Raw genomic sequence first — 22,470 nt, 5'->3', positions numbered from 1 at the left:
CATGAGATCCGTTGTCACCGGGCCCCTGGCCTACATCGTCGCGCTGATCGCGGTCTTCGTGATCGCGTTCGGCGTCGGGCGTGCGTGGGGCCCCGACGTGGAGCCGGTGACTCACGACGCACCGTCACACGGCGTCGTCACCGGCGAACCGACATCCGACCCGCATGAAGGTGGTCACCCATGACCGCGAGCACCGGACAACTGGTCGACCTCGACATCTCCGGCATGACCTGCGCGTCCTGCGCCAACCGTATCGAGCGCAAGCTCAACAAGATCGACGGTGTGACCGCGTCGGTGAACTACGCGACCGAACGTGCCCACGTCGAGGTACCTGCGGGTCTGGCGCCCGGCGACCTCGTCGAGGTGGTCCGCGCGGCCGGCTACGACGCGTCGCCGATCCTGACCGATTCGTCGGCGGACGCTCCGGAGAACCCAGATAAGGGGTCCGGCGATCCCGAATTGGACGGTCTCCGGCAGCGCCTGATCGTCTCCGCGATCCTCTCGGTGCCGGTGATCGCGCTCGCGATGATCCCGGCGCTGCAGTTCACGTACTGGCAGTGGTTGTCCCTGACGCTCGCCGCGCCGGTCGTCGTGTGGGGGGCCTACCCGTTCCACCGCACAGCGTGGATCAACCTGCGCCATGGCGCCACGACGATGGACACCCTCGTGTCCGTCGGCACCCTCGCGGCGTTCGGATGGTCGCTGTACGCGCTGTTCCTCGGCACCGCGGGCACGCCCGGGCTCACCCACGGATTCGACCTGCTGCCCCAGCGGACCGACGGATCGTCGCACATCTACCTCGAGGCCGCGGCCGGAGTCACGACCTTCCTGCTGGCCGGCCGCTATTTCGAGAAGCGCGCCAAGCGGCGGGCCGGTGACGCACTCGCCGCGCTGATGGACCTCGGGGCCAAGGACGTCGTCGTCCGACGGTCCGACGGCGCCGAGTCCCGAATCCCCATCGCGCAGCTGGCGGTCGGCGACGAGTTCGTGGTCCGGCCCGGTGAGAAGATCGCCACCGACGGAGTCGTCGTCGACGGTGCGTCGGCGGTCGACGCGTCGATGGTCTCCGGTGAGTCGGTGCCGGTCGAGGTCACCTCCGGCGACTCGGTGGTCGGCGCGACCGTCAACACCAGCGGTCTGCTCGTCGTGCGTGCGACCGCTGTCGGTTCCGACACCGCGCTCGCCCAGATGGCCCGCATGGTGACGGCGGCGCAAGAGGGCAAGGCCGACGTCCAGCGACTGGCCGACCGGATCTCGTCGGTGTTCGTCCCGATCGTGATCGCGATCTCGCTTGCGACCCTGGGCTTCTGGCTCGGCGTGGCGTCCACGACCGACTTCGCCGGTGGCGATGTGACCTTCGCGTTCACCGCCGCCGTCGCGGTCCTCATCATCGCGTGCCCGTGCGCGCTCGGACTCGCCACTCCGACGGCCCTGATGGTCGGTACCGGGCGAGGGGCACAGCTGGGCATCCTGCTGAAGGGCCCGGAGGTGTTGGAATCGACGCGACGCGTCGACACGATCGTGCTGGACAAGACCGGCACCGTGACGACGGGTGAGATGTCGCTGTCCGGGATCACCGTGGCCGACGGCTATGCGCGCGAACAGGTCCTGGGCTGGGCGGCATCGGTGGAGTCGGGATCGGAACACCCGATCGCGGCGGCCATCGTCGACGCGGGACGCGACCACATCGACTCCCGCGTCCGTGATTTCGTGTCCACGCAGGGCGCCGGTGTCGCCGGGATCGTCGGCGACCGGTTCGTGACAGTGGTGTCGCCGAACACGATCGACGCGCCCCTGCCACCGCCGCTCGACGATGCGGTGGTCGTCGCGGAATCCGACGGCGCAACCGCGGTCGTCGTCCTGATCGCCGAGGATTCCTCCGAAGAGCCTGCCCGACAATCTGTTCCCGTCGCGGTTCTCGTGGTGGCGGACCAGGTCAAACCCTCGTCGGCCGCGGCGATCGCCGAGTTCCGGCGACTGGGTCTGATTCCGATGTTGCTCACCGGCGACAATGAGGGCGCCGCCCGGGCCGTGGCCTCGAGTGTCGGAATCGACGACGTCACCGCCGGGGTCAGTCCGAAGCGGAAGCTCGAGGTGATCGCCGAACTGCAGGAGCAGGGCCACGTGGTGGCGATGGTCGGGGACGGGATCAACGACGCCGCGGCGCTTGCGCAGGCGGATCTCGGCCTCGCGATGGGTACCGGCACCGACGTCGCGATGGCCGCCAGCGATCTGACGATCGTGAGCGGTGACCTGCGCGCGGTGGCCGATGCCATTGCTCTGGCGCGTCGAACCCTCGGCACCATCAAGGGAAACCTGTTCTGGGCCTTCGGGTACAACGTCGCGGCCATTCCTCTCGCCGCCGCCGGGATGCTGAATCCCATGATCGCCGGCGCGGCCATGGCGCTCTCGTCGGTGTTCGTCGTCGGCAACAGCCTGCGACTCCGCGGGTTCACGCCGCGGCGCTGATCGGAAACCGCCCTCGCCGGCTACGCCGACGACTCTTCGTCGTCTATGGTTCGCCGGCGGGCGGTTTTCGATCGGGTGCCCGACCGTCAGGCGCTGGTGGCGACCCGTGCCGCCGCGTGCCGCCCGGCGCGCCGGCCGAAGTAGGAGCCCTCGCCCAATTGCGTTCCGCTGCAGTATCCCTTGCAGTCCTGCGCGATGTTGGTGGCACTGGCCCCGGCGGCGTAGAGCCCGCGGATGACGGTGCCCGACTCGTCGAGCACCTCGCCGTCCAACGACGTCGCCATACCGCCCATGGTGAACCCGGCGTACATGGCCTTGCCGAGCGACAGGTCGTATGCCGCCCACGGTCCGGTGTCCTGGGGCTCGAGGAACTCGGGTGCCTTGTGGAAGTCGGGGTCTTCCTTCTTCGCTGCGTTCTCGTTGTAGCGGGCCATGGTCGCCTGCAGCTTGCCCTCGGGGATGCCGAGGTCCCGCTCCATCTCCTCGATGGTCTCCCAGCCGTCGATCAACGGGACCAGGTAGTTCTGCTTCTCGTTCATGTGCGACTCGTTGACGATGAGGTAAGCCACCGAATCAGGTTGCTCGAGGACGAATCCCGATGTCCGCGCATGGTAGGAGTCCTCGGTGACGAACCGCTCGCCGAATTTGTTCACGATGACGCCCATGACCATGCTTGCGGGCGGGTAGATCGGCGCGGTGATGAACGCCTTGTCCATGTATTTCAGTGCGGCGCCGACCGATCGGCCCATGCGCAGGCCGAGGCCGTCGTCGTAGGTGTTGCCGAGCACGAACGGCTTTTCGGCGAGATGCGGGGTGTGTTCGGCGACCATGTCGGGGTTCATCACGAAACCGCCGGCGGCGATGATCACCGAGTCCGCGCGGATGACGCCCTCGGCGTCGGGCGTCTTCCACGTCACGCCGACGACCGCACCCTGCTCGTCGACGACCAACTGGCGGGCGCCGGTCTCATACCGGACCTCGGCACCCAGCTCGTTGAGACGGGTGACGAGCAGATCGATGACCAGCTTCGCGCCCCCGGTCTCCCCGGGTACCGGGACCTTGTGCCCGCGTGGCGCGGGGACGGCCTGGTTCTTGAACGGCCAGACCTTCTCGTTGCCGGTGAACATCAGTCCCTCGGTACCGGGCTGGATCACGGCCTTCTCCGGATAGAAGCTGCGCTCGAAGGTGAAGCCGAGTCCTTCGAGCCAGTTGAAGTGGTCGACGCTGTCGACGCAGTAGGCGTGGATCTTGTCGGCCTCGGGTTCGATCGACACGGCGGTGAGGTACTTCTCCATCTCCTCGACGGAGTCGTCCTGGCCCGTGGCCTGCTGTACTGCGGTCCCGCCGCCGAGGTAGAAGAATCCACCGGAGAGCGAGGTGGTGCCGCCGGGCGCGGCGGCGCGCTCGAGCAACAGCACACGCGCGCCGTTGGCAGCGGCCTCGGCGGCGGCGCATCCGCCGGCGATGCCGAATCCGATCACGACGACGTCGACCTCGTCGGAGAACTCACTCACCGAATCAAGTGCGACGGTCTCGGGGATCTCGGTGCTGGTAGCCATACCGCTCAGATTAGCGGACAAACTAGAACCTGTTCTAGTCTTGATAACGATTCGTCGACGGGGTGCCGTCGGTGGTCACCGCACGGTCTCGGACCATCCGGCGCACGGCATATTCACAGGGTTCTCCGGTACCAAGGGATATGGCCTCGATCACCACGCGTCACGCATCCTCGCCGGCTCCCGCGCTGGCCGGCGTGGTCGCCGTCGGCGCGGCCCTCGCCGCGGGCGAACTGGCCGCCGTCCCGATCTCGCCCGACGCCTCCCCGTACTTCGCAGTCGGCTCGTCGGTCGTCGACCATTCGCCCGAGGCCGTACGCAAGTGGGCCATCGAGACGTTCGGCGTTGCCGACAAGCTCGCCTTGTTCATCGGGATGGGCATCATCATCGCGGTGCTCGCGGCGGCGTGCGGATACCTCGAACGACGACGACCTCCGCTCGGCTCGGTGATCATCGGAGCCTTCGGGTTGGTCGGGATGCTGGCCGCACTCAACCGTCCCGATGCCGGTTGGACGCACGCACTGCCGTCGATCATCGCCGGCGTCGTCGGGATCGTTGTGCTGCGCGTCCTCATCGCGCAGCTACGTCCCAAGGGGGCGGAGTCCCCCGAGGCGGATCCCGACGCCGCGGGCGACGAGCCCACATCGGCTGTGCGGTCGGGTTTCTCGCGCCGCTTCGTGCTCACCGCCGGCGGTATCGCGGCCGCCGCGGTCGTCGTCGGTGTCGTGGCCCGGCGAGTGCTCGCCGACACTGCGGGCGTCGTCGCCGACCGCGCCCGAGTGCTGTTGCCGCGTGCGGCGAGCCAGGCGCCGCCGATCCCGGCCGGTGCGCAGCTCGAGCTCTCGGGTGCAACCCCTTTCATGACCAGCAACGCCGACTTCTACCGCATCGACACCGCGTTGCAGGTTCCGACGCTCACGACCGACGAGTGGCGACTGCGGATTCACGGGGACGTCGACCGCGAGGTGACCCTGTCCTGGGACGACCTGCTCGCCATGCCGATGACCGAGCGGATCGTGACGCTCGCCTGCGTGTCGAACGAGGTCGGTGGCGACCTCGTCGGCAACGCCAAGTGGCTGGGGGTGCCGATGCGCGAGGTCCTCGATCTTGCCGGGGTCAGGCCCGGGTCGGACATGTTGCTGTCCACGAGTGTGGACGGATGGACCTGCGGCACACCGATTTCGGCGGTGACCGATGAGCGCGACGCGCTTCTCGCCGTCGGGATGAACGGCTCGCCGCTTCCCCTCGAGCACGGATACCCGGTCCGGCAGGTGGTGCCGGGGCTGTACGGGTACGTCTCGGCGACCAAATGGGTCATCGACTGGGAGATCACGCGGTTCTCCGAGGCCAAGGCCTACTGGACGACACGCGGGTGGTCGGCGCTCGGCCCGATCAAGATGGCGTCGCGCTTCGACCGTCCGGCCGATGGCACCGAGCATCCGGCCGGGGAGGTCGTCGTGGCCGGCACCGCATGGGCCCAGCACACGGGCGTCGACCGCGTCGAGGTGCGCGTCGACCAGGGGCCATGGCAACCCGCGGAGCTGACGACGGAGTACAGCATCGACACGTGGCGGCAGTGGCGGTTCGCCTGGCAGGCGACCAAGGGCAACCACACCCTCGAGTGCCGGGCGATCGACAAGCAGGGCAAGCCGCAGATCGAGCGCTATCAGGCACCGGCACCCGACGGCGCGAGCGGACTCGACGACCGCACCTACACCATCGTCTAGGGCGACGCGGAGCCCAAGCCCGGAAAGACTCGGCAGGCCAGCGGGACGACATCTGTACAGACACCTGTCCAGAAATAGCGAAAACCGCAGCGTCAAGGGTTGAGTGAGGTATCTGACTCACCTGAACTCTCGCTGAGAGCGCATGTTATGTTCATCGCACCGTTATGTGAGCCGGGTGACAGTCATCCTGTCCCATCCGAGCACCTCGTGACCTGCGTCAGGTCGTCCGCTGCGCCCCCACATGGCGGAGCTGCACGATCTGGAAGCGGGTCACCTCGTTGACAAGACGCGCCGAGTCCTGGCGCCGAACCGCGGCGCTGCTCGATGGCGCCGGACCAGACAGGTGAGATAGATGACAGTGGGTGTCGTGCGCGAGACGGCCGAGGGAGAGCGCCGGGTGGCGCTGGTCCCGAAGGTCGTCGCCGCGCTGGTGGGCAAGGGTGTGCCCGTCGTGGTGGAGTCGGGGGCCGGTCTCGGCGCCCTGATCCCCGACGAGGCGTACACCGAGGCCGGTGCGACGATCGGCGATCCATATGGGTCCGATGTGGTCCTGAGGGTGTCGCCGCCGTCGGATGCGGAGATCGCGAAGCTGCGGAGCGGGCAGAAGCTGATCGGCTTTCTCGCGCCGCGCAACGCCGACAATCAGATCGCCACGTTGCGGGAAGCAGGCGTGGAGGCGTACGCGGTGGAAGCCATTCCGCGTATCTCGCGCGCCCAGGTGATGGACGCGCTGAGTTCGCAGGCGAATGTCGCAGGTTACAAGTCGGTCGTGGTGGCCGCGGATGTGTCGACGCGGTTCTTCCCGATGCTGACCACGGCGGCCGGCACGGTGAAGCCGGCGACGGTGCTGGTCCTGGGTGTCGGTGTGGCCGGGCTGCAGGCCTTGGCCACGGCCAAGCGTCTGGGTGCGCGGACCACCGGTTACGACGTGCGTCCCGAGGTCGCCGAGCAGGTCCGTTCGGTCGGCGCGCAGTGGCTCGATCTGGGCATCGACGCCGCCGGTGAGGGCGGGTACGCCCGTGAGCTCACCGACGACGAGCGCGCGCAGCAGCAGCAGGCTCTCGAAGACGCGATCAAGGGTTTCGACGTGGTGATCACCACTGCGCTGGTGCCGGGTCGTCCGGCTCCGCGTCTGGTGACCGCGGCCGCGGTCGAGGGTATGAAGCCGGGCAGTGTCGTCGTCGACCTCGCCGGTGAGACCGGCGGTAATTGCGAGCTGACCGAGCCGGGTCAGACCGTCGTGAAACACGACGTCACCATCGCCGCTCCGCTGAACCTGCCGGCCACGATGCCGGAGCACGCCAGCGAGCTGTACTCGAAGAACCTGCTGGCGCTGATCGAGCTGATGCTCGACGACAACGGCTCCATCACACCGGATTTCGACGACGAGGTCGTCGCGGCTGCGTGTGTCACCCGTACCGAGCAGGAGGTGTCTGCCTGATGTATGCCGGTCTTCTCGCGAATCTCGCGATCCTGGTGCTCGCCGGGTTCGTCGGTTTCGCCGTCATCTCCAAGGTCCCCAACACCCTGCACACTCCGTTGATGTCGGGCACCAACGCCATTCACGGCATCGTCGTGCTCGGTGCACTGGTCGTGCTGGGCAAGTTGCCCGCCGACGCCGGGTGGGGTGTGCGCATCATCGCGTTCGTCGCGCTGGTGTTCGGCACGCTCAACGTCATCGGTGGCTTCGCGGTCACCGACCGGATGCTGGGCATGTTCAAGGGTAAGAAAGAGGTGGCCAAGTGAACGGCTCCCCAGAGACTTCTGTGTCACAGCTGGTACTCGCGGCGGGTGCGCATACCCCGAGTGAGGGCGTCGGCTACCTGGTGACCGCGCTCTACATCGTCTCGTTCTCCCTGTTCATCTACGGTCTGATGGGTCTGACCGGACCGAAGACCGCGGTGCGTGGCAACTGGATCGCCGCGGTCGGTATGGGTCTGGCCGTCGCCGCAACGTTGCTTTACGTGTGGAACGAAGGAGCTGTCGGCTCCGACGGGCACTCGACCGAGGGCGTACCGACGATCAACTGGGTGCTCATCGCCGTCGGTCTGATTCTCGGTGTGGCGCTGGGAATTCCGCCCGCACTCAAGACCAAGATGACGGCCATGCCGCAGCTGGTGGCGCTGTTCAACGGCGTCGGCGGCGGCACCGTCGCGCTCATCGCGTGGGCCGAGTTCATCGAGACCTCCGGGTTCTCGTCGTTCCACAACGTCGAACCGGCGTCGCCGCTGGTGATCGGTTCGCTGATCGCCGCAATCATCGGGTCGGTCTCGTTCTGGGGTTCGCTGGTGGCGTTCGCGAAGCTGCAGGAGATCATGCCCAAGGGGCTGGAGAAGACCTTCGTCTCCAACGCGAAGCTGTTCCAGGCCGCCAACATCGTGCTGCTGATCGTGGCGCTGGGGCTGGCGATCTATCTCGGTGTCAACGCCTCCAACGGTGGTGGCGCGAGCGTCTGGTGGATGGTCGGAGTCCTGGTCGCCGCGGGCGTGATGGGTCTGTTCGTGGTGTTCCCCATCGGTGGTGCGGACATGCCGGTCGTCATCTCGCTGCTCAATGCGATGACCGGTCTGTCGGCTGCGGCCGCGGGTATCGCGCTGGACAACACGGCGCTGATCGTGGCCGGGATGATCGTCGGCGCGTCGGGTTCGATCCTGACCAACCTCATGGCCAAGGCGATGAACCGGTCGATCCCCGCGATCGTGTTCGGTTCGTTCGGTGGTGGCGATGCTGCTGCCGCGGGCGGTCCGGGTGCGGCCGGCGGCACCGTCAAGGCGACCTCGGCTGCCGACGCCGCGATCCAGATGGCATATGCCAACCAGGTCATCGTCGTCCCCGGTTACGGTCTGGCCGTGGCGCAGGCCCAGCATGCGGTCAAGGAGATGGCGAAGCTGTTGGAGGCCAAGGGTGTCGAGGTCAAGTACGCGATCCACCCGGTCGCCGGTCGCATGCCCGGGCACATGAACGTGCTGCTGGCCGAGGCCGACGTCGAGTACGACTCGATGAAGGAGATGGACGACATCAACGGCGAGTTCAGCCGGACCGACGTCGCCATCGTCATCGGCGCCAACGACGTCACCAACCCCGCGGCGCGCAATGATCCGAGTAGCCCGATCCACGGCATGCCGATCCTCAACGTCGACGAGGCGCGATCGACCATCGTGCTCAAGCGGTCGATGAGTTCGGGTTACGCCGGTATCGAGAACCCGCTGTTCTTCGCCGACGGCACCAGCATGCTCTTCGGCGACGCCAAGAAGAGCGTCGACAGCGTCATCGAGGAACTCAAGGCGCTCTAGCGTTTTCGTGACCAACCGAGGCCCCGGCAACCGTTCTGGTTGCCGGGGCCTCGGCTGTTTCTCGGCGGGGAAACACCTCGATACGTTGAATCGAGCACCGTCACCTGTCAAGATGGTTATGTGTCGGGTTTTGTGTTCGTCAGCGGGCGGTCGAGCCTCGATTTCGCGGGTACGATGCTGTGGCGTCGAACCATACGTACCGAACTCCTCGGCGACTCCGGTGACCTGTCCCGGTGGTTCTCCGAAGCGGGACTCTTCGACCTGGTGGACGATCCGGACACCGTGGACATCGAGTACGCCCGACGGGTTCGTGAGGCGATCTACGACGTGGTGGTCGGTTGCCTCGGCTCCGGCGACGACACGTCCGTCGGCAGGAGGAACTTCGATCCCGAGTCCGCTGCCGTGCTCAATTCTGCTGCCGCCACGCCTCTGCCCACTGTCACGCTGGACATCGACGGAATGGCGAAAGTGACAGGGACGACTCGTAATGGATTGAGTCTGCTCGCGCGGGACGCCATCGAGTTGCTCGCGTCCGCCGACCTCGCCAAGATGCGCGAGTGCTCGAACCCTGACTGCACCCGGTTGTTCGTGGACGTGTCGCGCGGCGGCTCACGGCGGTGGTGTGGCATGGCTGAATGCGGCAATCGCAAGAAGGCGGCGGATTATCGACGCCGCCACAAGGAACTCTCCACCTGAATCCTCTCCGCGAGGAAGTTCTCCCGTTACTCGGTCGATCATCGCCGGTGCCGGGTCCGCACGATCCTGCGCCCGGACGGTCGTCGGGCGCGGGTGGCCGCGCAGCCGTGTTACGGCGTCATGACGGCTCTGAAACGACGGAAATACCTGGTAGTGCCGCGTATCCGAATTTGAGTAACCCCCTTGACAGGTGACGAATCGAAGGTACGCACTCGGTGCAATCCGTAACCGGTTAAGCCGGTGACGGAGTCCCGGGAAGTCATCTACGGTGCGCCGCTGCGCCGTCTCCTTCTGTCGAGAGAGATCGAACTCCATTGACGAAACCACCACTCGCGGCCTCGACGACCGCGCCCACGACCCTCACCCCAGCCGAAGTCGCCGGTCGCCTGGAGCGACTGCCCTGGTCGCCCGTGCAGCGAAACCTGTTCCTGGTCATCGCAACTGCGTGGTTCTTTGATTCCATCGACCTGGGGGCGATGACCTTCTTGCTCTCACCCATCAGCGACCACTTCGATCTCAGCCCGGCGCAGACCGGCGTACTGGGGAGTGCGAGTTTCGCCGGGATGTTCTTCGGTGCCATCGGTGCAGGAGCGCTGGCCGACCGGTTCGGTCGCCTGCGTGTCTTCAAGTACAGCATCGTGATCTGGGGGCTCGCCAGCGTCGGCCTCTCGTTCGCTTGGTCGTACGAATCGATGCTGGCCTTCCGGTTCGTGCTGGGAATCGGTATGGGGGCTGAATTCCCGGTCGCTGCAGCAATTCTCGCCGAATTCATGCCGTCGTCGAAACGTGGCCGGTATGCGGCCCTGCTGGAGGGAGCGTGGCCGCTCGGATTCATCTCTGCCGGCGCGCTCTCCTATCTCCTGGTCGCCTCGCAATTCGGCTGGCGGGGCTTCTTTCTCATGCAGGCCGGGCTCGCCGTGATCGCGTTGATCGTCCGCAGGAACTTGCCTGAGTCACCGCGGTGGCAGATCGCCAGGGGCCATGAGGCGGACGCCGAACGAACGCTCAGCGCCTTCGAGCAGCGGGTGCGGGAGGCCACCGCCGAACCACTTCCCGACTACACGCCGATTCCGGACGTCGGCCCCGGCACGGCGGGTGGCGAGCGCTTCTCGACGTCCGCAACAGAGCACGCACTTTGACCGTGTGGGCGGTGTGGTTCTGCCTGATGACCGGTTACTACGGGTTGACCACCTGGATCGGTAAGCTCCTCACCGACAGCGGTCTGGATGTCGCGAAGAGCATCGGATTCGTTCTGGCCATGGGGCTCTGGGGGATTCCCGGGTTCTTGTCGGCCGCCTATCTCATCGAGCGTCTCGGGCGTCGATACTGCCTGGCGGGATACACCGTAGGTTCCGGAATCGCCGCCTTCTTCTACGGCCAGAGCTCGGGCACCGTCGAGCTCATCGTTGCCGGCTCCTTCCTGCAGTTCTTCTTCTTCGGCATGTTCTCCTCCATTTTCGCCTACACGCCGGAGCTGTTCGCCACCAACAGCCGAGGCACCGGCGTCGGATCAGCCACGGCGATGGGTCGCCTCGGCTCCGTGTTCGGTCCGCTCGCCGTCCCGGCACTGCTCGGCTTCGGCGGAACCGGACTCGTATTCACGACCAGTGCGGTGCTTTTCGCTATCGGCGCGGGCGTCGTCCTGACCATGCTCCCCGAGACCAAGAATGCCGTACTCGAGCAGATCGACTAGTCAGAACCACAACGCAGAGGACGTGACCACATCACATGAACATCGACGAGTATCTGTACTTCGTGCGCCGTGCCTTCGACGGAATGCTCGATGCACTCGAGCTACTCGGTGACGAGCACGCCAACGAGGCGCCGCCCCTTGCCGGGGCCAACCCGCCGTGGGCGATCGCATATCACTGCACCGAGGTGGTCGACTATTGGATCGGGCATCTCATCGCCGACCGGCCGAGTCGGCGTAACCGCGCGGCGGAGTTCACGGCCAGGGGGTCGGTCGCCGACCTACGTGGCCGGGTGACCGCACTGCAGTCCCGACTGGTCGACGACCTCGCGGGCTTCGATCCGACCGCGCCGCTGCTGAACAGCCCGCCGAGCGCCTATGAGGGACCCGCCCGAGAGCTGTCGCCGTGTGGGGTCCTTCTGCACGTACTGGAAGAACTCGCCCAGCACCACGGGCAGATCGAGCTGTCCCGGGACGCGCTTCTCGCGCTGGCCGGTGATCGGCGATGAGCATCGTGTCCCCGGATAATCGAACATGGGCGGGGCGAACGGGTTTCGACGATCTGGAGCTCACCCGACTCTCGCAGCGATCTGGTGCCAAATGGGCGCGGGTGCGCACCGACGGGGTGATACCGGCGTGGGTGGCCGATATGGACTTCCCGCTCGCGCCGGAGATCAACGACGAGCTGGTCGAGTTCGTCGCACGGGGGGACCTGGGGTATCCCGATTGGTTGAGCGGCACACCCCTCCGCAGTGCTTTCGCGCGGCGCATGCTCGACAAGTACGGATGGAACGTGAACCCCGCACACGTCCGGGAACAGACCGATCTCATCCAAGCGCTGCAACTGCTCTTGCGGTTGAGCACCGCGCCCGGCGACGCGGTGGCGATCCAGACACCGAACTACCCGCCGTTCCTCGCGACCCTCGAGACGATGCGACTGCGGAGTGTCGAGGTGCCCTTCCGGCGGACATCGTCGGGATGGTGCCTCGACTTCGACGAGTTCGAGCAGTTGCTCCGGCTCCATCGGCCGAAGGTTCTGGTTCTCGTCAATCCTCACAACCCCACCGGTCGGGTGCACACCCGTGCAGAACTCAATCGGATCGCCGAACTGGCCGACCAGTTCGACCTCCTGGTGATCAGTGACGAGATCCACGCCGAATTGGTCTACCGCCCGCACCGCCACATTCCGTTCGGCTCGATCAATGAGTCCGCGGCGGCACGAACCGTGACGATCACGTCTGCGGGGAAGGCCTTCAATCTGGCCGGATTGCGTTGCGCAGTGGTTCACTACGGCTCCCGGGACCTCCTACGACGACGGGACGCCGAGCCGCCGGACCTCTACGGCACGGTTTCGGTGCTCGGCGTGATCGGTCATGTTGCGGCATGGCAGAAGGCATCGGATTGGCACGGCGAGCTGATCCGGGTGCTGGATCGTAACCGCAGGCGGGTGCACGACTTCCTCGGGGCGACGCTGCCCGAAGTTGTCCATCACCTTCCCGAGGCCACGTACCTGAGCTGGGTGGACGTCTCGGCATTCGGGCTCGACGACCCCGTCGATGCGATCCGGCGCCGAGGCCGTGTCCTCGTGGACGGTGGTCGGGGATTCGGGGGATCGAGTGCGGACCACATTCGCATCAACTTCGCCACCTCGGCGTCGATCCTGGAGCAGATCCTGGAAGGAGTAGCTGCCGGACTCATCCGGTGACTCTCGTCGAGATGAGGACCGGTCAGGAATCGAGAAGCCGTTGGTCCCGTCGACGCCGTACTGTCGGCACATCGCCCGACCGCAACGGAGGAAGTCATGTCCCTGTCACTTCGGTCACTGTCGCTCTGGTACCAGCGAAGGACCAACGAGCGCACCGTCGCTCGCATCCGCAAGAAGTCCGGATCGATGTGGGGGATGGAGATGCTCATCCTGCGCACGACCGGTCGACGCTCGGGTCTCGTGCGCGAGACACCGCTGAGCTGGTTCCCCGACGGTGACGACTGGCTGGTCGTCGCCTCGGGTGGCGGCAAGCGCAATCCGGACTGGTTCGCCAACTTGACCGCCCATCCCGATGGCGTGTCGGTCGAGCGGCATGGGGAGGCTCCGGTGCCGGTGACGCCGGTGGTCCTCGACGCTGCTGAGCGGCAGATCGCGTGGAACACGGTGGTCGAGGCGCAGCCGCGATACGCGAAGTATCAAAAGAAGTCGTCGCGTGAGTACCCGCTCGTCCGACTTGTCGCCGGTCGGTGACATTCGTGGTCCGAGACGGGGGCCGGGTGGGAGCTGGGGTGCGACAGCCGCGGCGGGGTTGATGGAGTAACCCCGGAGTGCTCCGCGGAACACTCTCGACCTCGGGTTGAGCCCCGAAAGACTGTCGGTGCCGGGCGATATCTTGTTCTTGTTCTTATCGCTCGATTCTGGGGGTTGCGGTGGGGTCGGTGCTTTTCGTTGCGGTGGAGATGTGTCGTCGATGTTCGACGGTGCGGATCCGGCGTCGTTGTCTGATGAGGTGCTCGAGGGTCGGGTGCTGGGTTACGCCGCTCAGATCACGGCGCTGACAGCGGACTTCCTTGAACTGGTGGCAGAACTGGATGAGCGGGAGTCGTGGCGGGGGCCGGGGATTCATTCGCTGGCGCACTGGTTGTCGTGGAAGGCCGGCATCGCACCGCGAACGGCGCATGAGCAGTTGAGGGTCGCCAAGGCGATCCGAGAATTGCCGGTGATCCGCACGGCGTTTCGCGAAGGTCGGCTGACGTATTCCAAGGTCCGCGCCCTGACACGGGTGGCCACGCCGGAGCGTGAGGCGGAGTTGGTGAATCTGGCGTTGTCATCGACGGCGAGTCAGTTGGATCGGGCGGTACGGGCGATGGGCCAGATCGACCGCAACCGTGGCGTCGAAGACGAAAGCCGGCCGCCGGTGGAGTCGACGGGCCGGTGGAAGTGGAACGATGACGGGTCGTTGTCGGTGTCGCTGACGTTGAGTCCGTTGGATGGTGCGCGGTTCCTGGCGGGGTCGGTGCGGGCGGAGTATGAACGCACCCGGACCTGCGATGATCCGGATCTGCCTACCGCTGGGAGTGTTCCGCGGAACACTGAATCGGCTTCAGAAGCAGAGGATTCGGAGGTGGTTCCGTCGCGGCGTCGCGATCTGTGGCGGCAGGTGCCGTCGAATGTGGCGCCGGCGGTGGTGGCGATGGCCGACATGGTGCATGACGGGATGGCGATGCCCGATCTTGCTCCGGGTGCGGAGATCCTGATCCATGCCGGTGACGGGGTGGAGCATGCTCATCTCGATGACGGTCCGGCGTTGTCGGAGGCTGAGGTGGACGAAGCCCGGTGCGGGGCGTCGACTCGGGAGGTGGTGAGCCGCCGGGTTCCCGGTCAGCCGGGGAAGCTGGCGTTGTTGGGGGTGGGGCGTCGGAAGCGTGCGCCGAACAAGGCGTTGGTGCGGTCGTTGTTCGTGCGGGATCGGTGTTGTCAGGTGCCGGGGTGTGGGCGGACGCGTCATCTGCATGCCCATCATGTGGTGTTCTGGTCGGCGGGTGGGCGGACCGATCCGGACAATCTGATCTTGTTGTGTGGGTCGTGTCATCGGTCGTTGCATCGGGGCGAGTTCGCGATCACCGCGCACGGGTTGCAGCGGTTCAGCTTTCATCGGCCAGACGGGACGGAGATCGAGGTGGCGCCACCGACGTCGACACCGACTGGGTGGCAACCAAACCCTGCCATAGGTATCGACGCGACGGTGCCGATCGGTGGGGGTCGGATGGACCTGGGGTACACCACCGAGGTGCTCTACGCCGTCTGGGAGTGGAAGGAAAGCCAGTCTTCTGCCGCCGACCGGGGGTGTCAGATGGTCTGTGTAAGTCCGGTGCTCATCAGTGAGAGGACAATCTATGAGCATGGCGTTAGACGACAAGCAGCACGACGACGGTCAGCAGCTGCCTGAGCTGGCTGAGCCGCGTTCGACCGCGGAGGTGGCCGAGGCGCTGGAGGCCTCGGGCATGGTCGATGAGTTGTTGGCCCAGATCGATACCGGCCAGGTCCAGATCACCGGCGACGGCGGCCTGATCCCGGGTCTGATCAAACTCGCTCTCGAACGCGGCCTGAAGGCCGAGCTGACCGATCACCTCGGTTATGCCAAGGGCGATCCGGCCGGTCGGCAACTGCCCAACGCCCGCAACGGGTCGAGCCCGAAAACGGTGGACTCCGCGGCCGGGCCGGTCGAGTTGAACGTTCCTCGTGACCGTGAGGGCACGTTCACCCCACGCCTGGTACCCAAGGGTTCCCGCCGGCTCGGCGGCCTCGACGACATGATCATCTCGCTATATGCCGGCGGCATGACGTTGCGCGACATTCAGCATCATCTGGCCTCGACGATCGGCACCGATCTGTCGCATGAGACGATCTCGAAGATCTGCGACGAGGTCCTCGACGCGGTCGATGAATGGCAGAACCGGCCGCTGGAGGCCTTGTATCCCGTCATCTACCTCGACGCCCTGGTGGTGAAGGTCAAAGACGGCGGTCATGTCCGAAACAGGCACGCCCACATCGCTATTGGTGTCGACATGGCCGGCGTCAAGCATGTGCTGGGCATCTGGATACAAGCCGAGGAAGGCGCGAAGTTCTGGGCCGGGGTGTGTGCGAATCTGGCCAACCGCGGCGTCAAGGACGTGCTCATCGTGTGCTGCGACGGGTTGACCGGGTTCCCCGAAGCGATCGAGGCGACCTGGCCATTGGCCACGGCGCAAACGTGTGTGGTGCATCTGATTCGCAACTCGATGCGGTTCGTGAACTACAAGGACCGCAAAGACGTCGCGCGGGCGATCACACCGATCTACACCGCCCCCGACGCCGAGACCGCCCGCCGCGAATGGGAAGCCTTCCGAGACTCGGAACTGGGGACCAAATATCCGAGTGCCGCAGCAGCTTTCGATCGAGCGTGGGACCGGTTCATTCCGTTCTTGGCGTTCCCGCCCGAGCTCCGCAAAGTCATCTACACCACCAACTCGATCGAGTCGCTGAACTACCAGCTCCGCAAGGTCATCAAGAATCGGGGACACTTCCCCAACGATCTCGCGGCGCGCAAACTGCTGTGGCTGGCGATCTGCGACATCGAGGACAAACGGGCCCGGCAACGCGAGAAGGAACGCGGCAAGCCCGCCGCCACGCGCAGAGCCCCCGGCAGGCTCGTCGAGGGCCAAGTCGTGACGAACTGGAAACAGGCCCTCGGGCAACTAGCCCTGGCCTACCCCGACCGCATCGAACCCCACCTCAACTAGACCCAACCAGCAACCACAGGAAACCCAGGAGTCACGTTCTTACACAGACATCTTGACAAGCTCCGCCGACCCAGCCAGGTCGGCGGCATAGTCGTCGATCGTCGTCGCGCTACTTCTGAAGCCAGATGCGCGGCCCCGCGATGAGTTCTGACGAGCAGGCATGTCTATCCCTGCACAACACACTCGCACCACTCGCCAGGAGAACATGATGAGCCGCAACACCGTCACCGCAGGCACCGCCGACCCGGCGGGCGCAACTGACACCACCGCCTCCGATGAGGCGCAACCGACCCGCAGGAACTGGCGTCGCACAACGGGAATCGTCATCAGTGTGCTGATCGGCGCCTTCTTGGTCTTCGACATCGTGATCAAGCTGACGCGTCCGCAGGAGGTGGTCGATTCCATGGCGAAACTCGGTTTCCCGATCGACCAGGCGCTTGTCATGGGTATCGTCCTGCTGGTCTGTCTCGTCGTGTTCGCAATCCCGCGCACCGCAGTCCTCGGCGCCCTGGGGATCACGGCTTACCTCGGAGGCGCGGTCACCGCCAACATGCGAATCGAGGCACCGCTGTTCGACACGGTCTTGTTCGCGGTCTACACCGGCGTGCTGATGTGGATCGGGCTGGTCCTGCGCCGCCCTGAGTTGCTGAAGGTGGCCGGCCTGAAGCGCTGAGCGTCGCCGCTGCCCGGCCCCGCACCCGTTACTGATCTGGGATCGGACGGGTGCGGGGTCGTTGTGCATCTCTCGTACCGTTACGCGAGTGACTGGTGTGACCAGAGTGAAGCGCAGGAAACTGGCGGCGGCAGCGACGATCGCGGTCGCCGCCCTCGGCGGGGTGGCGGTCGGGACGTTGCCCGGACCGGACGCCTCGGTTGTGACGACGGCCTCCGCGATCGACCCGGCCGGCCTGTACAACAGCGCGCAGTCGAAGTTCGCCGGAGGTGACGTCGCGGGCGGACTCGAACTCCTCCAGCAAGTCCTTGCGGTGGCGCCGGCCGATACCGACGCGCTTGCACTCCAGGCGATCTGGTCGGACCAGGTCGACGACGTCGTCGCAGGACGCTCGGCCCTGAACCGGTTGTCGATGATGAATCCGTCCCTGGCGACAACGGCCCGCAACATCATCTCGGGCGTCGCGACCGCCGCGCAGATCGTCCCCGACACCACTCCCAAGGCGGTGTCGGGACGCCCGGCGATCGTCGTGCTCGGGTACGGCCTGAACGCGAACGGAAAGATGGCGCCGGAGCTCGTCAATCGCGTCTCCGCGGCGAAGGCACAGGCGGAACTGACCACCAACACACCGATCGTCGTCACCGGAGGGGTGCCGAAGAAGGGCATCACCGAAGCAGCCGCGATGCGGACCTGGCTCGTGGACAACGGTGTCAGTGCGGACCGGATCCTCGTCGAGGACAAGTCCGGGTCGACGGTCGCCAATGCACAGAACACCGCCGAGATCCTGCGCGCACAGGGAATCCGGGACATCGTTCTCGTCACGTCGCCCAACCACATCCGGCGCGGGGCGGCAGACTTCGGTGCCATGGGTCTGCGCGTCGTCGGGACACTCACCACCGCGACGGACCTGGAGAAGTACCGGACACCGCTGGCCAAGGCGCAGCAGACCGGCATACGTGTGGAGGCCACCCGGACCGCGCGTATCCCGGCTACCCATGAGCCCGGGCTCCTGCCGCAGAACCTACCCGAGACCGGCCCCGGATTGATCCCGGAAATCGGCGGCCGGATCCTCCAAGAGCTCCTGAAGGCGGGATCGTCGGCCTGACGGGCCGATCTCCTCGCACCGGGCGGCCGAGTCCGGTGAAGTGAATCACAGTGTTGCGCTGCTGCCCTGCGGTTTCACAGCTTCCCGATGGCAGAGTTCATCTGGAGTCAACAAACCGTCGGTAAGTTCGGACATATGCGAACAAAGGGGAGTCGGGGCCCCCGAATTCGCGAGGTGGTGCGGTACGACCTACCGGCATCTCTCGTCGTTTTCCTTGTGGCCCTGCCATTGTCATTGGGCATCGCGATCGCATCGGATGCCCCCGTGCTCGCCGGTCTCATCGCCGCGGTCGTCGGCGGGATCGTCGCCGGTCTGATAGGCGGTAGCGCACTCCAGGTTTCAGGACCGGCCGCGGGCCTGACCGTGGTGGTCGCCGACATGGTCGCCAATTTCGGTTGGCGCGTTACATGTTTCATCACCGTCGGTGCGGGTGCGTTGCAGATCCTGTTCGGCCTGAGCCGGGTCGCAGGTGCCGCGCTGGCCATCGCTCCCGTGGTCGTCCACGCGATGCTCGCCGGGATCGGCATCACGATCGCGTTGCAGCAGATTCACGTGCTCCTCGGCGGCAGCTCGGCCAGCAGTGCATGGGAGAACGTGACGTCGCTGCCGGCCGGGATCGCCGACATCGAGACGTCGGACGCGCTCGTGGGAGGCACCGTGATCGCGCTTCTCCTCATCTGGCCACTGATGCCCTCGGCGGTGCGCAAGGTGCCGGGACCGCTCGTCGGTATCGTCGGGGCGACGGCACTGACCATCGTCTTCGGCCTGGACGTCGAACGGATCAGTATCGACGGCAACTTCTTCGAAGCGATTACGCTTCCGGAACTACCGGACAGCAGTTGGGGCGCAGTGCTTCTCGGAGTGTTGACGGTCGCCCTGATCGCGAGTGTCGAGTCCCTGCTGTCAGCGGTCGCGGTGGACAAGATGCACACCGGCCCACGCAGCGATCTCAACCGGGAGCTGCTCGGTCAGGGCAGTGCGAACATCACCTCCGGGATGCTCGGCGGGTTGCCCGTCACCGGAGTGATCGTGCGCAGCACCACCAACGTCAACTCCGGGGCGCGAACGTCGGCCTCGGCGGTGATGCACGGCGTGTGGGTGCTCGTCTTCGCGGCACTGCTCACTGGTCTCGTCGAGCAGATCCCCATGGCCGCGCTGGCCGGCCTGCTAGTGGTCATCGGTATCCAGCTGGTCAAGCTGGCGCACATGAAGATCGCGCTGCGGACGGGCGACCTGTGGGTGTACGTCATCACGGTGCTCGCGGTCGTCTTCCTCAACCTGCTCGAAGGCGTCGCGATCGGTCTGGCAGTGGCGATCGGACTCGTCGTATGGCGGGTGGTTCGCGCCGAGATCACCTCGCAGGCAGGCAGTACCGACGACAAGCGTCAGTGGACCGTACGTGTTCGCGGCTCACTGAGCTTCCTGTCGCTGCCGAAACTGAACAAGGCGTTGTCGCAGGTGCCGGACGAGGCGCACCTGACACTGGAACTCGACACCGACTTCCTCGATCACGCGGCGATGGAGATGCTCGAGGACTTCCGTTGGGCGCACGAGGCCGGCGGCGGCACGGTCCTCCTGGTGGAGAAGGGTCGCGCTCGGCTCGTCGACGCCCCTCGACGGCCACCGCGGCGCCACACGTCCGGATTCGCCGGTCTGACGCCGTGGCGTAACCGAACCGGGTCGCAGGCGTCCGCGTCCCCGGACCGCCCGGCCGCACTCAGATCGGTTCTCGGCGGCGTCGACGAGTACGAGAACGAGCACGCCGACGCCCTCCGCGCCATGCTCGCCGATGTCACCGAGTCTCAGGATCCCGACTCGTTCTTCGTGACGTGTGCCGATTCGCGATTGATGCCGAACATCATCACGGCGAGCGGCCCGGGGGACCTCTTCACGGTGCGCAACGTGGGCAATCTGATACCGACCGACAGCGACGACGACGTATCCGTGGAGGCCGCACTCGAATTCGCCATCGGCGAGTTGGGTGTGTCGTCGATCGTGGTCTGCGGCCACTCGTCGTGCGGGGCCATGCATGCGCTGCTCGACAGCGAACAGGTCGATGTATCCGACCTCCCGGCCGGATCCGAGAGCACGCCGATCCAGCGATGGCTCAAGCACGCGATCCCCAGCCGGGTGGCCTTTCGGCACGGACACCCCGCCGGGCGCGCCGCGGCCGAGCTGGGACTGGCCGAGGTCGACCAGCTGGCCGTCGTGAACGTGGCCAAGCAGATCGAGACCCTGGCGCGGCACCCGCTCGTCGGGCGCGCCGCAGCAGAAGCGCGGCTACGCATCGTCGGTCTGTACTTCGACATCGCCACCGCGCGGGTCTACGAGGTCACCCAGCAGAGCATCGCACCGGTCGTCGAGGCGGCAGCCGCGCGACCGTGAACGCCGGTCGGAAAGGCGCCGTCCGTGGACGAGTGTGGGCTGAGGCGCCGGTGTCGACGGTCTGTTGCTACGAGCCGACGGCCGCCTGCACGGCCGCCTGCACGCCGTGGCCGGCAACGACGATCGGTTCGATGGAGCGCAGGGTGCGGCACAACACGAACGCACCTTCCAGCGCGGTCAGCGTGATCAACGCCAGCCGACGACGCTCCGGCTCGGTGATCTCGAGTTGTCCGAACCACGTTGCGAGGCCGGTCAACCAGCTCTCGAAAACCTCGGCCGATTCCAGCCTGAGACGCTCGTTGGTACTCGCGACCTCCAGTGCGATGGTCTCGATGGAGCAGGCCTCGCTGTAGTCCTGCGACTCCAACAGTTTTCCGGCGTTCTCGAACAGCGTCGGGATGCCGGTCAGGGGGTCGGTCGTCTCCAGCTGGGCGCCGACGAACGCGCCGTAGCGCAACCCTTCGCGTCGGATGACCTCGACGCTGATCGCTTCCTTGCCGCCGGGGAAGTGATGGTAGATCGAACCGTAGGGCGCTTCGGCCGCCGCCGAGATCTGTTTGATGCCGGTGGCCGGCATGCCCTGCCGCCGGTACAGCTCTGCGGCTGCCTCCAGGATCCGGTCGCGAGTAGCGGAATCTGCCATGACGTCTCCATCCCTTGCGCATCGTGCCGATGCCAGCCTATCTTGCTTCTAAGTAGAACGATCTATCTAGGAGGCGACGTGCCCACAGTCGACGTGCCGGCCGGCTCCATCTCCTACGAAGACACCGGCGGTCCCGGGCCGATCCTGGTACTCGGCCACGGGTTGCTGATGGACGGGCGGCAGTGGCGCAAGGTGATCCCGCTGCTTCCCGAATTTCGTTGCATCACACCGACGCTCCCGATGGGGGCGCACACGGAGCCGATGCACGCCGACGCGGACCTCACTGAGACGGGTGTGGCATCGATCCTTGCCGACTTCCTCGATGCCCTCGACCTCGATGACGTGACGCTCGTCCTGAACGACTGGGGCGGTGGTCAGTTCGTGATCTCCCAAGGCCGGGACAAACGCGTTGGGAGATTGGTGTTGGCATCGTGCACGGCTTTCGACAACTATCCTCCCGAGCCGGCGCGTCCCGCGGCGCTGTTGTGCCGAGTGCCCGGCGGCGGGTGGATTCTCACCCGGATGCTGGGCACTCGATTCTTCCGGCACAGCACGCGGGCGTATGGCGCGCTGACGAAGTCGGGGATCCCGGACTCGCTGTTCGACGAGTGGTTCCGCCCCGCTGTCGAAAACGCATCGATCAGAAGGGATCTGGTCAAATTCGCCACAGGCGCGCCCTCCCGCCGGAGGCTGCTCGAACTGTCGGACATGATGCGGCGGTTCGATCGCCCGGTGCTCGTGGTCTGGGCAATCGAAGACCGGATGATGCCCCTGGAGCATGCGGACCGCCTCGTCGAGCTCTTCCCGGACGCATCCAAGGTCGTCGTCGACGATTCGTGGACTCTCATCCCGGAAGACCAGCCGGAGGCGATGGCCGACCTGCTGCGCGGGTTCGTCAGATGACGCGTCGTCGTCGCCCCGCCGGGGGCGGTACCGAGTGTGCCGTGTCGCCGACGATGTAGCTC

Annotated in this window: 20 protein-coding genes; 18 read left to right on the top strand and 2 right to left on the bottom strand. The window is 66.1% G+C overall.

The window, feature by feature from the left end; all coding sequences use genetic code 11:
* Window position 1: 1 nt before the first annotated feature.
* On the top strand, window positions 2-184 hold the full coding sequence (locus GR168_RS21465) for a hypothetical protein (protein WP_159371640.1): 183 nt from the start codon (window positions 2-4) through the stop codon (window positions 182-184).
* Window positions 181-2,469, top strand: coding sequence for a heavy metal translocating P-type ATPase (locus GR168_RS21460; protein WP_159371639.1), 2,289 nt, complete (start codon window positions 181-183; stop codon window positions 2,467-2,469). The genes GR168_RS21465 and GR168_RS21460 overlap by 4 nt, the downstream gene beginning before the upstream one ends.
* Window positions 2,470-2,555: 86 nt before the next feature.
* Here GR168_RS21460 and GR168_RS21455 read toward each other — a convergent pair whose 3' ends face one another.
* The gene (locus GR168_RS21455; protein ID WP_058253803.1) at window positions 2,556-4,028 is read right to left on the bottom strand and encodes an FAD-binding protein; all 1,473 of its coding nucleotides are present in this window, start codon (window positions 4,026-4,028) and stop codon (window positions 2,556-2,558) included.
* 140 nt (window positions 4,029-4,168) lie between these two features.
* On the opposite strand from GR168_RS21455, the gene GR168_RS21450 reads away from it, so the two are divergent.
* The 15 genes from GR168_RS21450 to GR168_RS21385 all read left to right on the top strand — a co-directional run bounded on the left by GR168_RS21450 (window position 4,169) and on the right by GR168_RS21385 (window position 20,862).
* Window positions 4,169-5,752 carry a molybdopterin-dependent oxidoreductase gene (locus GR168_RS21450; protein WP_159371638.1) on the top strand — a complete coding sequence of 528 codons (1,584 nt, stop codon included), beginning with the start codon at window positions 4,169-4,171 and terminating at the stop codon, window positions 5,750-5,752.
* Between the two features lie 352 nt (window positions 5,753-6,104).
* Window positions 6,105-7,193, top strand: a complete 1,089-nt coding sequence (locus tag GR168_RS21445; RefSeq protein ID WP_058253805.1) for a Re/Si-specific NAD(P)(+) transhydrogenase subunit alpha — start codon at window positions 6,105-6,107, stop codon at window positions 7,191-7,193.
* Window positions 7,193-7,498 carry an NAD(P) transhydrogenase subunit alpha gene (locus GR168_RS21440; protein WP_058253806.1) on the top strand — a complete coding sequence of 102 codons (306 nt, stop codon included), beginning with the start codon at window positions 7,193-7,195 and terminating at the stop codon, window positions 7,496-7,498. The genes GR168_RS21445 and GR168_RS21440 overlap by 1 nt, the downstream gene beginning before the upstream one ends.
* 20 nt (window positions 7,499-7,518) lie before the next feature.
* A complete protein-coding gene (locus GR168_RS21435) occupies window positions 7,519-9,045 on the top strand; it encodes an NAD(P)(+) transhydrogenase (Re/Si-specific) subunit beta (RefSeq protein ID WP_058253807.1) in 1,527 nt (508 codons plus the stop codon).
* 120 nt (window positions 9,046-9,165) lie between these two features.
* Entirely contained in the window at window positions 9,166-9,741 is a 576-nt protein-coding gene (locus GR168_RS21430; RefSeq protein WP_058253808.1) for an ABATE domain-containing protein, read from the top strand.
* A 314-nt stretch (window positions 9,742-10,055) separates the two neighbouring features.
* Window positions 10,056-10,880, top strand: a complete 825-nt coding sequence (locus tag GR168_RS24165) for an MFS transporter (protein ID WP_254661963.1) — start codon at window positions 10,056-10,058, stop codon at window positions 10,878-10,880.
* Between the two features lie 2 nt (window positions 10,881-10,882).
* A complete protein-coding gene (locus GR168_RS24160; RefSeq protein ID WP_254661964.1) occupies window positions 10,883-11,434 on the top strand; it encodes an MFS transporter in 552 nt (183 codons plus the stop codon).
* A gap of 35 nt (window positions 11,435-11,469) precedes the next feature.
* Entirely contained in the window at window positions 11,470-11,940 is a 471-nt protein-coding gene (locus GR168_RS21420) for a DinB family protein (RefSeq protein ID WP_058253809.1), read from the top strand.
* Complete coding sequence (locus GR168_RS21415; RefSeq protein ID WP_058253810.1) at window positions 11,937-13,136, top strand: aminotransferase class I/II-fold pyridoxal phosphate-dependent enzyme; 1,200 nt, start codon at window positions 11,937-11,939, stop codon at window positions 13,134-13,136. The genes GR168_RS21420 and GR168_RS21415 overlap by 4 nt, the downstream gene beginning before the upstream one ends.
* Before the next feature lie 96 nt (window positions 13,137-13,232).
* Entirely contained in the window at window positions 13,233-13,667 is a 435-nt protein-coding gene (locus GR168_RS21410; RefSeq protein WP_058253811.1) for a nitroreductase family deazaflavin-dependent oxidoreductase, read from the top strand.
* Between the two features lie 220 nt (window positions 13,668-13,887).
* Window positions 13,888-15,366 carry an HNH endonuclease signature motif containing protein gene (locus GR168_RS21405; protein WP_238994965.1) on the top strand — a complete coding sequence of 493 codons (1,479 nt, stop codon included), beginning with the start codon at window positions 13,888-13,890 and terminating at the stop codon, window positions 15,364-15,366.
* Window positions 15,314-16,699 carry an IS256 family transposase gene (locus GR168_RS21400; RefSeq protein ID WP_159371637.1) on the top strand — a complete coding sequence of 462 codons (1,386 nt, stop codon included), beginning with the start codon at window positions 15,314-15,316 and terminating at the stop codon, window positions 16,697-16,699. The genes GR168_RS21405 and GR168_RS21400 overlap by 53 nt, the downstream gene beginning before the upstream one ends.
* Before the next feature lie 208 nt (window positions 16,700-16,907).
* The gene (locus tag GR168_RS21395; RefSeq protein ID WP_058252328.1) at window positions 16,908-17,372 is read left to right on the top strand and encodes a DoxX family protein; all 465 of its coding nucleotides are present in this window, start codon (window positions 16,908-16,910) and stop codon (window positions 17,370-17,372) included.
* A gap of 97 nt (window positions 17,373-17,469) precedes the next feature.
* Complete coding sequence (locus tag GR168_RS21390) at window positions 17,470-18,477, top strand: YdcF family protein (RefSeq protein WP_058252307.1); 1,008 nt, start codon at window positions 17,470-17,472, stop codon at window positions 18,475-18,477.
* Between the two features lie 135 nt (window positions 18,478-18,612).
* Window positions 18,613-20,862, top strand: coding sequence for a bifunctional SulP family inorganic anion transporter/carbonic anhydrase (locus tag GR168_RS21385; protein ID WP_078113292.1), 2,250 nt, complete (start codon window positions 18,613-18,615; stop codon window positions 20,860-20,862).
* A gap of 67 nt (window positions 20,863-20,929) precedes the next feature.
* Here GR168_RS21385 and GR168_RS21380 read toward each other — a convergent pair whose 3' ends face one another.
* Entirely contained in the window at window positions 20,930-21,505 is a 576-nt protein-coding gene (locus GR168_RS21380; RefSeq protein WP_058252305.1) for a TetR/AcrR family transcriptional regulator, read from the bottom strand.
* A gap of 78 nt (window positions 21,506-21,583) precedes the next feature.
* Between GR168_RS21380 and GR168_RS21375 the strand changes: the two genes are divergently transcribed.
* Window positions 21,584-22,408, top strand: a complete 825-nt coding sequence (locus GR168_RS21375; RefSeq protein ID WP_058252304.1) for an alpha/beta hydrolase — start codon at window positions 21,584-21,586, stop codon at window positions 22,406-22,408.
* Window positions 22,409-22,470: the final 62 nt, after the last annotated feature.

This window comes from Gordonia sp. JH63 (assembly GCF_009856645.1).
Classification (GTDB): Bacteria; Actinomycetota; Actinomycetes; order Mycobacteriales; family Mycobacteriaceae; genus Gordonia; species Gordonia hongkongensis.
The sequence above is the reverse complement of the archived record's forward strand: the minus strand, read 5'-3'. Positions and strand labels throughout refer to the sequence as shown.

Excerpts from the sequence above, each read along its gene's own strand:
- GR168_RS21440 (WP_058253806.1), top strand. The coding sequence starts at position 7,193 with ATGTATGCCGGTCTTCTCGCGAATCTCGCGATCCTGGTGCTCGCCGGG.
- GR168_RS21455 (WP_058253803.1), bottom strand. The coding sequence starts at position 4,028 with ATGGCTACCAGCACCGAGATCCCCGAGACCGTCGCACTTGATTCGGTG.
- GR168_RS21395 (WP_058252328.1), top strand. The coding sequence starts at position 16,908 with ATGAGCCGCAACACCGTCACCGCAGGCACCGCCGACCCGGCGGGCGCA.
- GR168_RS21450 (WP_159371638.1), top strand. The coding sequence starts at position 4,169 with ATGGCCTCGATCACCACGCGTCACGCATCCTCGCCGGCTCCCGCGCTG.
- GR168_RS21405 (WP_238994965.1), top strand. The coding sequence starts at position 13,888 with ATGTTCGACGGTGCGGATCCGGCGTCGTTGTCTGATGAGGTGCTCGAG.
- GR168_RS21385 (WP_078113292.1), top strand. The coding sequence starts at position 18,613 with ATGCGAACAAAGGGGAGTCGGGGCCCCCGAATTCGCGAGGTGGTGCGG.
- GR168_RS21445 (WP_058253805.1), top strand. The coding sequence starts at position 6,105 with ATGACAGTGGGTGTCGTGCGCGAGACGGCCGAGGGAGAGCGCCGGGTG.
- GR168_RS21420 (WP_058253809.1), top strand. The coding sequence starts at position 11,470 with ATGAACATCGACGAGTATCTGTACTTCGTGCGCCGTGCCTTCGACGGA.
- GR168_RS21410 (WP_058253811.1), top strand. The coding sequence starts at position 13,233 with ATGTCCCTGTCACTTCGGTCACTGTCGCTCTGGTACCAGCGAAGGACC.
- GR168_RS21415 (WP_058253810.1), top strand. The coding sequence starts at position 11,937 with ATGAGCATCGTGTCCCCGGATAATCGAACATGGGCGGGGCGAACGGGT.
- GR168_RS21460 (WP_159371639.1), top strand. The coding sequence starts at position 181 with ATGACCGCGAGCACCGGACAACTGGTCGACCTCGACATCTCCGGCATG.
- GR168_RS21380 (WP_058252305.1), bottom strand. The coding sequence starts at position 21,505 with ATGGCAGATTCCGCTACTCGCGACCGGATCCTGGAGGCAGCCGCAGAG.
- GR168_RS21400 (WP_159371637.1), top strand. The coding sequence starts at position 15,314 with ATGAGCATGGCGTTAGACGACAAGCAGCACGACGACGGTCAGCAGCTG.
- GR168_RS21465 (WP_159371640.1), top strand. The coding sequence starts at position 2 with ATGAGATCCGTTGTCACCGGGCCCCTGGCCTACATCGTCGCGCTGATC.